At 62.7% G+C, this 13,677-nt stretch carries 10 protein-coding genes; 6 read left to right on the top strand and 4 right to left on the bottom strand.

The window, feature by feature from the left end; genetic code table 11:
• Positions 1 to 135 precede the first annotated feature (135 nt).
• Complete coding sequence (locus KB201_RS16645; RefSeq protein WP_211539853.1) at positions 136 to 831, top strand: helicase associated domain-containing protein; 696 nt, start codon at positions 136 to 138, stop codon at positions 829 to 831.
• Positions 832 to 853: 22 nt separating this feature from the next.
• On the opposite strand, the gene KB201_RS16640 is transcribed toward KB201_RS16645, so the two are convergent.
• Positions 854 to 1,369: a hypothetical protein gene (locus KB201_RS16640; RefSeq protein ID WP_211539851.1), complete on the bottom strand. Its 516-nt coding sequence runs from the start codon at positions 1,367 to 1,369 to the stop codon at positions 854 to 856.
• A gap of 480 nt (positions 1,370 to 1,849) precedes the next feature.
• Between KB201_RS16640 and KB201_RS16635 the strand changes: the two genes are divergently transcribed.
• Together KB201_RS16635 and KB201_RS16630 are read left to right on the top strand one after the other, a co-directional pair.
• A complete protein-coding gene (locus tag KB201_RS16635; protein WP_211539849.1) occupies positions 1,850 to 2,380 on the top strand; it encodes a M15 family metallopeptidase in 531 nt (176 codons plus the stop codon).
• A 203-nt stretch (positions 2,381 to 2,583) separates the two neighbouring features.
• Entirely contained in the window at positions 2,584 to 2,853 is a 270-nt protein-coding gene (locus KB201_RS16630) for a hypothetical protein (RefSeq protein ID WP_211539847.1), read from the top strand.
• 572 nt (positions 2,854 to 3,425) lie between these two features.
• Here the strand turns inward: KB201_RS16630 and KB201_RS16625 are convergent.
• A complete protein-coding gene (locus KB201_RS16625) occupies positions 3,426 to 4,025 on the bottom strand; it encodes a hypothetical protein (protein ID WP_211539846.1) in 600 nt (199 codons plus the stop codon).
• Positions 4,026 to 4,622: 597 nt separating this feature from the next.
• On the opposite strand from KB201_RS16625, the gene KB201_RS16620 reads away from it, so the two are divergent.
• Positions 4,623 to 5,915: a protein NO VEIN domain-containing protein gene (locus KB201_RS16620; RefSeq protein WP_211539844.1), complete on the top strand. Its 1,293-nt coding sequence runs from the start codon at positions 4,623 to 4,625 to the stop codon at positions 5,913 to 5,915.
• A 435-nt stretch (positions 5,916 to 6,350) separates the two neighbouring features.
• A complete protein-coding gene (locus KB201_RS16615; protein WP_211539843.1) occupies positions 6,351 to 6,602 on the top strand; it encodes a hypothetical protein in 252 nt (83 codons plus the stop codon).
• A gap of 126 nt (positions 6,603 to 6,728) precedes the next feature.
• On the opposite strand, the gene KB201_RS16610 is transcribed toward KB201_RS16615, so the two are convergent.
• Positions 6,729 to 7,649 (bottom strand): hypothetical protein, encoded by a 921-nt coding sequence (locus KB201_RS16610; RefSeq protein ID WP_211539842.1) that lies wholly within the window; start codon positions 7,647 to 7,649, stop codon positions 6,729 to 6,731.
• A 119-nt stretch (positions 7,650 to 7,768) separates the two neighbouring features.
• On the opposite strand from KB201_RS16610, the gene KB201_RS25195 reads away from it, so the two are divergent.
• A complete protein-coding gene (locus KB201_RS25195) occupies positions 7,769 to 11,098 on the top strand; it encodes a tetratricopeptide repeat protein (protein WP_211539841.1) in 3,330 nt (1,109 codons plus the stop codon).
• A 404-nt stretch (positions 11,099 to 11,502) separates the two neighbouring features.
• On the opposite strand, the gene KB201_RS16600 is transcribed toward KB201_RS25195, so the two are convergent.
• Positions 11,503 to 13,179 (bottom strand): AIPR family protein, encoded by a 1,677-nt coding sequence (locus tag KB201_RS16600; RefSeq protein WP_211539840.1) that lies wholly within the window; start codon positions 13,177 to 13,179, stop codon positions 11,503 to 11,505.
• Positions 13,180 to 13,677 lie beyond the last annotated feature (498 nt).

The following is a 13,677-nucleotide window of genomic DNA, read 5'->3' as shown; positions in this document are numbered from 1 at the left end:
GACCCCAGTATAGATCCCATACCGTGTGACAGCTAGACACCAGAGGGATTGTCCACCAGCGACCCCCTCGATGGTCGTGGAGAGAACTCCGGGTGGGTGGTCGACCCGCCCGCCGGCGACAGGCACACTAGGACTGTGACCAGCCGATTCGATGAGGGTATCGCCCAGCTACATCGGTACGTCGCCGTGCACGGCACCAGCAGCCCGCGCCAGCGGGACGTCATCGACGGCTTCCCGATAGGCCGATGGGTCAACACCCGCCGCACCGACTATCGCCGAGGCGTCTTGCCCGCGGAGCGGATCGCGCAACTCGAGTCCGAATTCCCGGACTGGCAGTGGAAGACCAACGCCCGGATGAGCTTCACCGCCGGCCTGACCCATCTGCGTCGCTACGTCGCCCTCCACGGCACCAGCAACGCCCGCCGCCATGACGTCGTCGACGGATTCCCGATCGGTACCTGGGTCGCCAGCCGCCGCGCCGAGTACCGGGCCGGACAAATGCCACCTGGACACGCCCGTCAGATCGAAGCCGAGTTCCCCGACTGGCAGTGGACCCTGCGGACACGTGCACCGTTCCACGTGGGCCTGGACCACCTGCACCGCTACGCCGCCGCACACGGCACCAGCTCGCCACCCCGCGATGCAACGATCGACGGATTCCCGATCGGCGCCTGGGTGGCCAAACGCCGCACCGAGTACCGACGACACCGGCTCTCGCTCGACCGGATCACCCAGCTCGAAACCGAGTTCCCCGACTGGCAGTGGAACCTCCGATCTTCGCGCCGGCCGCCCGTGCATGATGATCGCGGCGCAGAGAGTTCTGCGACTTAGTACTAGCCGTGCGGCAGATGGTCTAAGGCTCGAAGTACGTCAAGCAGTATCCAGCCGGTGTCGGCTTCGCGGCGAAGTACTCGACCTGTCCCTCTGTGCATTCCGGAGCCGCGGCCACCTTGGTCTCGACCTTGAAGTAGTTCGTACCGCCCGGAACCAGCGTCACCCGCGAACAGTCGACCTCGTTGACCTTGGCTAACGGGTTTGACACATCCGTTGGCGGTTCGGAGTAGCAGAGCCCCCGCTGGTACACCTGGGCGAGGCACAGTACTTCCTCGATGCGTGGGCGGGCGCCGGCGTACGGGCGTTCCTCGTACCAGAACGCGGCGTAGTCGATGCCACAACCGTTTCGGGTCTGCACCCGTTCCGCGACTGCGTAATGAAACCCTCGGTAGCTGCAGTCCACTGTCTCGATCTCGAGCTCCCCGGCGAGTTCGCCTACCGTCAGACAGTCACCCACCCTCACCTCGGTGGTGTCAGCGACGTTGTTTTCGAAGTCGCTGGGGTCCTCGAGGGCCACGCTCACCGCGATCATCAAGGCGAGCACCGTCGCGAACCCGAAGAGCCCGGCTAACAGCCATAATCCCCTGCGGCTCTTCTTCGGTGGCCGACCACCGGGATGCGGCGGGCACACACCTCCCGGATAGGGTGCAGGCGCTCCGTACGGGACTCCCCGTCCCGGAAAACCGGCGTTTGGCGGATGCTGCCCGGGCTGTCCGGGCGGGCCCTGGAACCCGTAACCGGGATGGCCAGGACCAGGTGGTGGCATGGTCACGCGCGTAGCCTAACCCGCCACAAGCGGTCGGTCGCCAGGGACTTCACAGCGCGAAAACTGACGTACTCCCGGACTCTTCGACTCGCCGGTATACGGATAGTCCGCGGTCGCAGACCTTGAGGTGGACAGTTCACGGGTACTGTCTGCGATAGGTTCTCTGCTGCAGATCCCTGCTGGTTGCCGTCGGTACGGGTCTGTTGAGAATCGCAGGTTCACAATCGAATCGAATCGAAAGGTTGACTGATGCCGTCCAGTCACTCTCGCTCCACGCTGCCCACCCGCAGCCTCCGCACCCATCTCCTGGTCGCCGGTTCGGCGCTTGCCGTCGGGTGCGCGTCGATCCTCGGCGCCGGCACTGCCGCCGCCGGGGCCTCCCAGAATGGGTACCCGCTCATCACTCAGGTCCAAACCACCCAATGGGCCGTCAACGGGGTCAATTTCTGGACCGCCCCCGGTAAGCCCACCGAACTGCTCCGCGAGTTCGTCACCTGGTTCGACGCCAACGTCGAGCCCATCACTCTCGGCAACGGTGACGACTGGTCATGGGCCGAACCGGCACTCGTCCCGCCGACAAATACGGCCTACTCCAACCACGGCAGCGGCACCGCCGTTGACCTCAACCTCGAAATCCATGGCGGGCAGGGCTTCTCGGGCACCTTCACCCCCGAGCAAACCGGAAAGATCCGCGCCAAGCTAGCCAGCATGGGCGGTCAAATCGTTTGGGGCGGAGAATGGTCCAGCCTCCCCGACGATCCGCACTTCGAAGTCAGATAGCGACTCCACCCGGAATCGGCTGTACGGGCGTCGGACTCTCCCCTCAGGCAGGGACTCGGCGCCCGCACGAACGTTGAGCGGTTTCCGGTGACAGGCAACGGTGGTCCCTCGTCCTCGACCAGACCGTCCCTGTTCCGAACCCTGGTTCATTGAACCTCGCTCTTGATCAATCGCAGTAAAAAAGGTTGCCAAAGGAGATCAGTATGAACATCACCAACAAGGTGCGCGCCGTCGTCTTTGCCGGTGTCGTCGCCGCCGGAATCGGCGCATCCGCGCTCGTCGGCGGTCTCACCGCGGCACCCGCGCAGGCGAACACCTACACCTACAGCGGTGTCGTGGAATGCACCGCGTGGCGCAACACAATCCTCACGCAGAACCCCAACCTCGGCGCAACAGCCTGCGCACCGGGCTTCAAGGGCTGGCAGTTCGACACCTACCAGGCGCCGACGAAACAGCCGCAGCTCACCTGGTGACCCCACGCCCTGATACGTACTGCGCCCCGCAACCGCATCGGTTAGCGGGGCGCAGTCCTACACGGCCGACACTCATGCAGGATTGCAGTGTCCAGGCCATTCACCCCTCAGATTTGGCGATCTGTTCTCTGATGGTCGTCGTAAGGATCGGAAATGCGGGTCGGTCGAGGGCCTCGGGGTGGAACCGCAGAAGGTGGGGTTGTGCACCTCGATCGCTGAATCCATCAACCTTTCCGTCGGCCGAGCGCTGGAAGTCGGAGATGACATCGAGAACGTGGAGGTAGGCGAGCATGCAATGGCCAGCCTCGAAGGAGTCTCGACTCAAACCGTAGTTCAGCTTCCGCGGACCAGAGGGGAGCGGCTGAGGCTCGTCGCCGTGCGCAGCGCATTCGAGCAGCGATGAGCAATAGCACCAGTTCGCTGTCCTCGAGGACGTGGATCTGGCTGCCTTACCCTCCGTCTCGCGTGCGCGTTGGACTTGTGCTTGCAACAGCTCTTGGATGTCCTTCGTCACCGTTCTGCCTGTAATCCTGTACCAGGATGCATCACCTCGCGGGGGGGCGACCGCGACACTACGAGGAGGGGAGGCCTAGTTCTCTAATTAACTCGAACCGAGAACGAAACTCTTGCTGTGCAAACTTTGTGCTCGATTGTTCGAGCTCTCGGTTTAAATCAGATGGTACCGAGCCCAGAATTGGAATAACCTCGACCAGGCTGGTGTATGCGCCGTTGTAGGTTGCAATTGCATTCCAGGCGAAATTGACCGCCGCAGGGGAGGCGAAACTTATCTCGTCTTTAAGGTTCAACGCATGATTGCCCAGCTCACGCCCATTTGAGGCGTCCGCTTTGCAGCGCGCAATCCGGTCAGCATTAGTGCCGTTTGCTATGTCCTCCCGGTCGAAACCAGCACACCATTCCCAGTCGTTCAAGCGATCGGCCATCTGCTCAAGGTCGGCGAGCAGGTCCGAGTATTTGTCACCCAGCTTGTCTCGCCGGAATTGCTCGACCGATTCCTCCTCGGCCTTGCTCGTCTGCCACCAGACCGCTCCGACGGTCGCTGACCCACCAATTAGCGAGCCTACGAGTGCAGCTGCAGCCGCTACAATTCCTAGCCTCAACATCATAGTTTTCTCGCCCGGGTGAAGGTCGGGCTGCGTGCCGGGGTCCGTCATGAGCTGGAACAATAGCAGCGGCACGACCCGCGTGGCTCTTCGTGGAAGCTGATGTTTTTACACAGTCTGGTCCTCAACGGTGCTAGACAGTATTCGGTATGAAGCGGACCCGCCATCCGCCTTCGAACTCAGAACTCAGGCGGTGGTCCGAACAGGCATGGACGGCTACGAGGGTGTACGTGCGGTCTCCTACCTCGGTTTTCGCAGATAACACGGAGAACACCCTTGGACGTGTGCATGCCGACGACGTCGAGTTCATGAGGCAGTCCATCCGTCAGCTTCAGGTGTCGCTGATGACCGGTCTAATCGGGCCAGGAAGCGACGCAACAAGCAACAGCGAGTCTGCAACTAGGGAAGCCGGTGGCCGAGGTCATGGCAGTGTAGACGTCGGAGTCGGTGGAGTCGCAGCTGTCGAAGACGGCGCCGGTGCAAGGGTATGGGGTCGCCGAAGTAGATGTGCAGCACCGCTGCGGCCGGTCGCGGGTCGTCGATAGCGAACGTTTTCGGGGGCAATGATTGCCATGATCCGAGCCGTGCCACGTAGCAGCCGATAGAACTGCGAGCCGCAGCGCCTGCACGTCTGAGAGACTCGGCGGCATGGTGATCCAAATCCGATTGAGCGACCGAATCGATCACACACCCGAGCAGATCGCATCTGATTCATTAAATAGGTCATGGTGCGGTTTCGACCCGTCCGCCGGCGACGGGGAATTGTGGCAGCACAACCGCGGGCGGTGGGACCTCAACGAGGCGAGGATTGCCGAGGAGACGTACGCGACGTTCGTTCACGATGACCGGACAGTGGCGGCCTTCAAGATCAAGGGCTACGAACGGGTCTCCGACCCTGGCCCCAAAGCCACCAAGATCGCGTTAATCGGTGAACCGCTCACCTCTGCTGATCCCCTGTACGACCTCCTCGTCGATCAGCCCGCGGTCCACCGCGGTCGTAACGCCATCAACTACGTCGCGGATCCTGAAACTGAGGAGAGCTCGGAATCTGTTGCGGGGCATCGCGCATTCCTGCTCACCTGGAATCCCGATAGCTCGGACTGGGCCGACTACCGCGATTGTGTTCTGACCACTCGGGAAGGACACATGGTCGATGGTCGGTGGTCGACCGGCAGCAGAAGGACGGGAATCCGCCGCGGTGACCGGGTGTTTCTGCTGCGTCAGGGGACGAGAGGTCGAGGTCTTATCGGCAGTGGCGAGGCTGTCAACTTCGCCGACCCGTCGGAAGTTCACGACGAAATCATTTACACCGACGCGCACTGGGATAACACCGGCGCAATGGCCAACTACGTCGATGTCCTGTGGGACCGACTCGTCGAACCCGACAACATGTTGCGGACTGACCAACTCCAGGATGAGTTTCCCGTGCAGAATTGGACCCCGATGGCCAGCGGGACGGAGATCCAACCCGAAGTGGTCGTTGACCTCCAAGCGAGGTGGTCAGAGCACGTCGGCCACACTCGCCCACCAGGAGAGGGGCAGGGGAGGCTCGTCGACGCCGCCAGACGCAAAGCCATCGAGGACGCAGCCCAGGACTGGCTCATGGAGCACTACCGAGACGAGGGATGGGTGGTGCGCGACACCCGCTACGACGGGCCTTATGACGCTGTCGCCACCAAAGGAAGACAAACGCTCTATCTGGAAGCGAAGGGCACGCAGAGCAACGGAGACGCGGTGCTCCTGACTCGTGGCGAGGTCGAGCACGCCCGACGGCACCGCGGAAGCTGTGTCATTGGTATCTGGTCAGGAATGCGATTCGCCAGCGACGGGATCGTAGACCAGGAGGCCGGCGAGGTGCTTATCATGCCGTTCGACCCAGACGCCGGCACGCTGACTGCGCTGCAATACCGTTGGGACCTGGGCGACAGTGATGTCGTCTGACCGATCGACCCGGTTGCTTACGATCACGCAGAACGTCAATGACAGCGGACCGTGCGGCGACACCCGGTGGCCGCACGGGATCTCGCAGTCGATGTCAGCGACCGATGAGGCGCCCAGTTTCTTGCCTGACCTACGTGGAGGCCGAGGCTCTGCGCGGCTGCCTGCTGCTGTGATAGTCCAACCTACGTGATGACCTGAGCTGGCAAACGCGGAATATGGGGCTCGCCGTTGTCGGTCCGAATCCAGCCGAGGGGCGGTGCGATACCCTTGCCTACCGCGCGGCATTCGGTGCCATCCGCGTCACGCAGCTGATAATCGCAAGGAAGCCACACTAATTGATTCATCGTGGCGATCTCGGACCATTCCTACCAGCGAGTCTCGATGCCGACTCCTACTGCGACAGCCACTAAATGAGCCCTCCAATTCAGTCGGCTGATGAGTCTCGGCATCGGCGCTACCGAGAAGTACGAGTTCGAGTTGCCCTCGGTGCCCGGCGAATCTGGCCAGATCCTCGTGTTCTCGGACCGCAAGATCTACACCAAGACAGTCGCCGCGTATGACGAGGCTGCGGCACTCGCTGGCCCGCATCGATACGGGTCACCGAACGCCCTGGTGGTCGTCCAGATCAACGAAGGTCTCTCGGCTGCTGAGGGGCAGAAGGTCGAACGGCTGGTCGCAGGTCTATAGCGAGCAAGTCGCGCACGCACGGTCCGCTAAGCCGGTCACGGCTGGGTCCGTTTCATCCGTAGGCGGGTGGACGTAACTTTATCGGCGGCCCTCGATTAGGCCGACCGGTCGGCAGTTGCGAGGCCGTTACCGGCCGCTCAGTGCGGCGGCGACGATCAGGCCGGTTGCTTTCTTGGTGAGGTAGTGGGTGGCGTCGTGTGGCTGAGCGCCGTTGTCCAGGGTCGAGTTGGTGTGCGGGGTGACGGTCGCCCCTGGTGCGGGTGGGAAGTAGGGCGCGAGATCGAGGTGTGCGGCGACCAGGTCATCGACGTCGACGAGGTTGTCCCATCGGGTCACTAGTTTCGGAACGTGAGGCGGTTGAGGCTGGAGTCTGTCGTAGATGACGGTGCGTAGCCCAAGGGGAGATCCCAGGGTCAGCAGGGCGGTCGGCTGGGTGGTGTGGTGTAAGGCTTCATAGGCCACGACAGAACCCAGAGAGTGCCCGATCACGATGCGGGTGTCGGGACCGATAGCGTCGAGGACCTGCTGCTGGGCGAAGCTTCGGATGGTGTCGTCGGCGAGGTAGCGACTGACCTGGGTCAGTGCCCGCCAGACGAACCTGCCGGCCACCCCAACTCCGACGGGGGCCAGCCAGCGAATGCGGGCGAGCCCGTTCATGGCCGGCCGCAGTACCGCTTTGGGTCCCTGGGCACCCGCCTCGCCGCGGTCAAGACGATGCAGCTCGTTGACGGCTTCTCGCCGGTCCCGGGGGTCGGGCGCGTGTTCGGCAGCGGTATGTAGCCAGGCTTCGGCGAGGTGCTCCATGAGCTCGAGCTCGGCGTCGCTTAGTCCGGTGCTGTCGCGGACACCCTGGGCACCCTGGCGCAGAAACCTGTCGCCGTAGAAGGCCATGCGGACCCCGACGTCTCCCGCCGGGCCGATCCGGTCGGCTAGCTCGGGGTGGGTCTTGCGGATCCCACCCACAAGGTCGGGTACCCAATGTTTTTCGAGTGTGTCTGCCGACAGTTGCTCCTGGCCGATGCCATGAACCAGCACGATTGCCGCCACGTGTCTTCTCCTCCATCAGGGGACACGGCCGCCCGAATCGCTCGCCGGGATGCCGTTCACGGTCCATCATGTCTGATGTGAGTGGGCGGATGGCGTTGGTGATCGGGTCCGATTGTGCCGTGTTCAAGAAGGAGTTGAACTTCGGTGGTCTTGCGGCAGGCCTGTATCATCGACTGACCGTGGCGGGTGGGTGGACGCCGGCAGTTCCGAACCTCAACGGTGCTCAGTGCCATCCCGACATTTCGACGCTGAAATCGACCGTGAAGGCTGCATTCGCGGCGGCGAATGAGGCACATGCGACACTGCTCATAGCCTTTATCGGTCACGGACTGACCACCGCGAACGAAGACTTCTATCTTCTCGCCGCCGATTCGCCCGCTGATCCGGATTCAGATACCGGTTATCATCTCGCCCAAGGGATTCGGGAGCAGCTGCTGAAGCATTCGTCTCTGGACGGTTTGATCGTGCTGGTCGATGCTTGCGAAGCGGGGGAAGGGGTCTCGGGTGCGGCTCGCCGCTGGGTCGAGATCATGCAGGAGATTGGTGGTCGTATGGAGGTGATGGTCGCCTCCGGCGATAGCAGCGCCTATGACGGGTGTTTCACCCGGACCCTGGTCGAGACGTTCGACTCGGGCGTCGCACAGAGCGGGGAGTATCTTCTGTGCGCCGACGTGAAACCTCATGTCGCCCAGTGCCGAGGACAGGACTCCCAGCACCTATCGTTCAACGGTCAATGGGTCGAGGTGGGAGACCCCGGCCTGTGGCTGGTCCCCAACAAGGCACGCCGTCGTGATGCGGCCGCTGGCAGTGTCGCGGCCGGAGTCATCGATCATCTGACCCGCCACGTTATCGTCACGGTTTCTTTACGTGAGGTTCTTGGAGAGATTCTCGATGCGGACACGAGTTCGTTAAGGATCGTTGAAGGGCCCGCTGGCTGCGGCAAGTCCACCTTGCTATCAGTCTTGGTTCGGCCCGAACTCGTCGAGGATCTTGAGATCAATTCCCACTACATGTCCGCCGTCGCCTTCTTAGATAACACCAGCACACTGGAGTCACTCGCCGACGAGTGGAGTAGCCAACTGCGCGAAAGGATACCGGGGTTCTCCGAGGCCAGCGACCGGGTGGCTGCGGACGTGGCCGACGATGAGGACGTGCCCTTCTTCGATCGAAAGCTGGTGATGCCGTTGCAGCAGTGTGAGCGCCGAGGTCGCAAGATCCGCCTCCTCGTCGATGGCCTGGACCAACCCGAGACGGGCAGTCGGTGGCTTGTAGAGGCAGCAATTCTCATGCTTATCCGCGATGAGAATTGTCGACACGTCCGCGTCATCGCCAGCCGCAGAGCGCCTTCCCCCAGTGACAAAGCAGTAACACTGCTGACCGACACAATGCTGACCGATGACCGTATTCAGACCATCCGAGTCGCGCCGCCCGCCCCCGCTGACCTTGCCCGCGCCGTCCCTGTCTCAGCCTGGGCCGCGCGGGATGTGGCGGCCTTAATCGGGCCGGCCGATGGTGGCTGGCTGGTGGCGCGCTTGATATCTGAACTAGCTGACTCTCAGGTTGATTTGCGCAACGCCGACCTTGCGCGTCTCGTTCGTATGCGGTTCGAGCAGGCCGTCGGTCTGGCGCGAAGCCAGTCGACACTTATGACAGTCACCAGACTTATTGAGGCAGGCGGTGCCGGTCCAGTGCTCCCGCTGCAAGTCCTCACCGCCGCGACACAAGACCTCGGCGCTGACGCAACCGAGTCAACTGTCCGCGACTTGATTGCCGTATCGGGAGCGCTGTTTGCCCGTAGTCGCCCGGGCCTGCCGGCGGAATCAGTCGGACTAGCCCACGCCGCTCTAGCTGAACCACTTCACGCGGCCCTTCAGAACGCCGCGATCACCGCAGAGGATGCCCATGCAGCCCTCGCGCGAACCCTCGAGGCGCTGGAAAGCACAGGTGACGCACCTGCTTCCAGCGCTGCGTACGCCCGAATCTCCGCACCACGCCACCTCCTTGCCGCGGGCGACTCGCGAGCCGCTTTGAAGGCAATCAAGCGCGCTGAGACCCATCGGGCGGCCGACAACCGAAGCTGGTGGATTGCGTGGGTACCGGCCTTAATCAACGAGCTCGGGGCTGAGCACCCCGACGCTCTGACTGCCCGCCACTATCTCGCTGCCTGGCGCGGGAGGTCGGGGGATGTGGCCGGGGCGATCGACGACTTTGAGGTGTTGTTGGCCGACCAGGTGAGGGTGCTTGGGGCTGATCACCCCGACACCTTGACCACTCGGGGCAATCTCGCTGCCTGGCGCGGGGAGTCGGGGGATGTGGCCGGGGCGATCGACGACTATGAGGTGGTGTTGGCTGACCGTTTGAGGGTGCTTGGGGCTGATCACCCCGAGACGCTGGGCGCCCGCCATAATCTCGCTGCCTGGCGCGGGGAGTCGGGGGATGTGGCCGGGGCGATCGACGACTTTGAGGTGGTGTTGGCTGACCGTTTGAGGGTGCTTGGGGCTGATCACCCCGAGACGCTGGGCGCCCGCCACAATCTCGCTGCCTGGCGCGGGGAGTCGGGGGATGTGGCCGGGGCGATCGACGACTTTGAGGTGGTGTTGGCCGACCGATTAAGGGTGCTTGGGGCCGATCACCCCGACACCTTGACCACTCGGGGCAATCTCGCTGCCTGGCGCGGGGTGTCGGGGGATGTGGCCGGGGCGATCGACGACTATGAGGCGGTATTGGCTAACCAGGTGAGGGTGCTTGGGGCTGATCACCCCGACACCTTGATCACTCGGGGCAATCTCGCTGCCTGGCGCGGGGAGTCGGGGGATGTGGCCGGGGCGATCGCCGACTATGAGGCGGTGTTGGCTGACCGTTTGAGGGTGCTTGGGGCTGATCACCCCGCCACCTTGACCACTCGGGGCAATCTCGCTGCCTGGCGCGGGGAGTCGGGGGATGTGGCCGGGGCGATCGCCGACTTTGAGGTGGTGTTGGCCGACCGGGTGAGGGTGCTTGGGGCTGATCACCCCGAGACGCTGGGCGCCCGCCATAATCTCGCGGCCTTGCGCGGGGAGTCGGGGGATGTGGCCGGGGCGATCGCCGACTACGAGGTGCTGTTGGCTGACCGGGTGAGGGTGCTTGGGGCTGATCACCCCGAGACGCTGGGCGCCCGCCACAATCTCGCGGCCTGGCGCGGGGAGTCGGGGGATGTGGCCGGGGCGATCGCCGACTTTGAGGTGTTGTTGGCCGACCAGGTGAGGGTGCTTGGGGCTGATCACCCCGACACCTTGACCACTCGGGGCAATCTCGCTGCCTGGCGCGGGGAGTCGGGGGATGTGGCCGGGGCGATCGACGACTATGAGGCGGTGTTGGCCGACCGGGTGAGGGTGCTTGGGGCTGATCACCCCGACACGCTTATTGCCCGCCACAATCTCGGGCTATTGCGAGAAATGCGGGAACCGTAGCCTTAGGCCGCTTGTGTCGAGTCTCAATCTCGTTGGCATAGTCGGCTTCCCGATTAGTGTTTGCCGCCCGGTCGACCGCGATGAAGTACTCCAGGTTAGCCTCAACTGCGTTGTCATCCGACAGTAGACCCATGAGCGACACCGGATGTCGGATGACAGTCAACTCGAGACAAATGACTGGTAGTTGAGACAGGCTTGTTCACAGCCACCTATTGGAGTTTGTGGCGGTCGCTGACGAGATCGCGGTGTGGTGATTGGTGACAAGGCGGGGTGAGATTGTTGGATGACAGCAGAACTGACACTAATGACAGCTACTTGAGACCGGGTACAACGGAAGCACGCGAACGAGACGCGTTCTCAGAGACAGATCGAATTGAGACTCAACATTCGATGCGCAATGGATGTCAGCTAAGTGCTTCGAGCGTGAGCGTGGCGAGACGATCGGTTTTGGTTGCGTTCTTGAACAGGCTCGCGGTGTAGCCGCCATACTCCACCTCACCCTTCTCCGTGATTAGGTGTAAAGCTCTCGCTGCCAGCTCGGGAACTCGGGCGACAACAACCCCCCAGTTGGCCGCAGGATCTTCGATTCTGCTCAGGTCCAGCTCTGCGAACACGACGTGAGCGACGAGGCGGTTCCCGTGAACTGCGTAACCTCGTTCCCGAGTTCCAAGTCCATCCCTCACCCTCAACCGCTCAAGTTCCGTCTCGACAGCGCGAAGGATCTGAACGGAACGCCACATCCGCAGATACGTAGTGCTGGCGTTGAACAGGGCCTTGTAGGGCGCCTTCGATGTGTCGTCCCACAGCCGGCTCACCTCGCGCTTCGCCTGAGTGGCGAGTCCCGATGAATGGGCGCATGCCAGGGCCACTGCGGCTTCGGTGAATTCGCACCCTTTGTCGGGGTCCGGGCGTTGCTCGCCGCTGCGGATCGCGTAGGTCAGGCCGTCGACCGAGAAGTCGTCCCGTAGACGCGTCTGCTCAGGGTCGAGACCGACAAAGTCGCGACCGCCGATTACGTTCTGGGTGTTCGTTGCCCGCGTGACGCGCTTGCCGAAGTCGTCGGGCGCGGATTCCAGCGATATGAACCGCACCATGACACGCACTGCGTCGAGTTCCTGCTGCTTCCCCTGCCGCAGGGCGCGTGCGAGCGTTCCCACCGTCTGCGCTCCGTTGACGATGCTGATGCCCTTTAGTCCGAACGTTCCCTGACGCCGCTCAGTGCCGCCGGCGGGGGCCTTGTCAATTGACTCGCACAGCGCCGTGACGCCATTGTTCAAGTACCAGAAGCGATCGGGGGATTCCTCTATCGTCTCCAAGACGGAAGCGTTGACTTCCGAGTTCGATAGCACGAGCCGCACGTTGCGGTCGAACAGGTGAGGTCCATGCTCGCGTAGCCAGCCCGCTACTTCCGCGCCGCCGACATGGCCGTACACGGCATCCGGAGGCCCTTCCAGCCGTCCCCAATCCGACAGCTCGACGGTGAGATCGATTTGTGCCGAGAGGGTCTCGTCGACGAGAAGCTTGTAGAGGGCGCCCTGGTTCAGGTATGTGAACAGAGCGACCTCGGTCGGATCGTTGAGTGTGGCGATGTAGTCGTCCATATGGCCGGCCACAGCCGGGGCCACTTGTGGTGTCCCCATCGTCACGAAGATGACCTCGATGCGCAGGTCAGTATTCAGAAGGGCGTTGTCCAGCTCCGGGACGCGCGCGGCCACCTTCTCGTTGAAGCGCTCCCAGTTCATGGTCACGAGGTCCGACAGTCCCTTCTGGAACTTCATCATCTCGTCGAGCGTCGCGCCGCCGCCGTTCCCGGCGTCTGTCCATTTCGACTGGATCAGGTAGAGACGTGGAGGGTCCGAGTCGACGAACGCGATAGCGTCGACGCCGTTGTCGTTCGGGCCGTCCGTCACGCACGACGCAGCGTCCTCAACGCTGAGGCTTGCCACTTTGGTGAGTACGAATGCCGCGAGTGCCCGAGTCAGTCGCGCTTGTTCGACGAAGTCGTCACCGTGCTTGCTGAGATCTGATACATCGATGTGTGGGTAGGTCGTGTCCTGTAACCGTCGCCTGATCTGCGCCACGTGCAAGTCACCCAAGGCCTACCCCTCTCGTCGCCGGTGGCAATGAAGTCTATGAGAGGGTACCCACGCCAGGACTGCCCGGCTGCGTCCACCAGATCACCGGTCCTGGCCTCCCTGCGTTTCGTTCACCTGTTGCAGCCAGAGCCTGACAAGCGGTCTTGCACCACCCGTCGGGCGTGAGTCGTGTCGGCACGGTGACCCGCGGCTGAGTCCTCCTGCGAGTCTTTCCGTGGGCGCCCTTTGAGGGAGATGCGCATGCACCACATTCTGGTGGAGTTGGCCGGGACTGCGCGGCGCTATGGCTGGGTTATCGGAGGTTCGAGTGCGGAACCGCCATTCAGGACGTAGCAAATGCTGGATAGCTTTCGCTACGTATAGTAAATGACCATCCCGGTGTTGTGGCAATTCCGATTGAGTGACACCAATTTGGGAGTTGGTACCGGATAGCGGCAGGTGGGCGAGTGCTGAGTCTCATGTCAGTGTCACCGAGTCTCAACT

The organism is Gordonia sp. SCSIO 19800 (assembly GCF_018132775.1).
In the GTDB taxonomy this organism is placed as follows: domain Bacteria; phylum Actinomycetota; class Actinomycetes; order Mycobacteriales; family Mycobacteriaceae; genus Gordonia; species Gordonia hongkongensis.
This window is presented reverse-complemented; position numbering and strand designations above follow the sequence as displayed.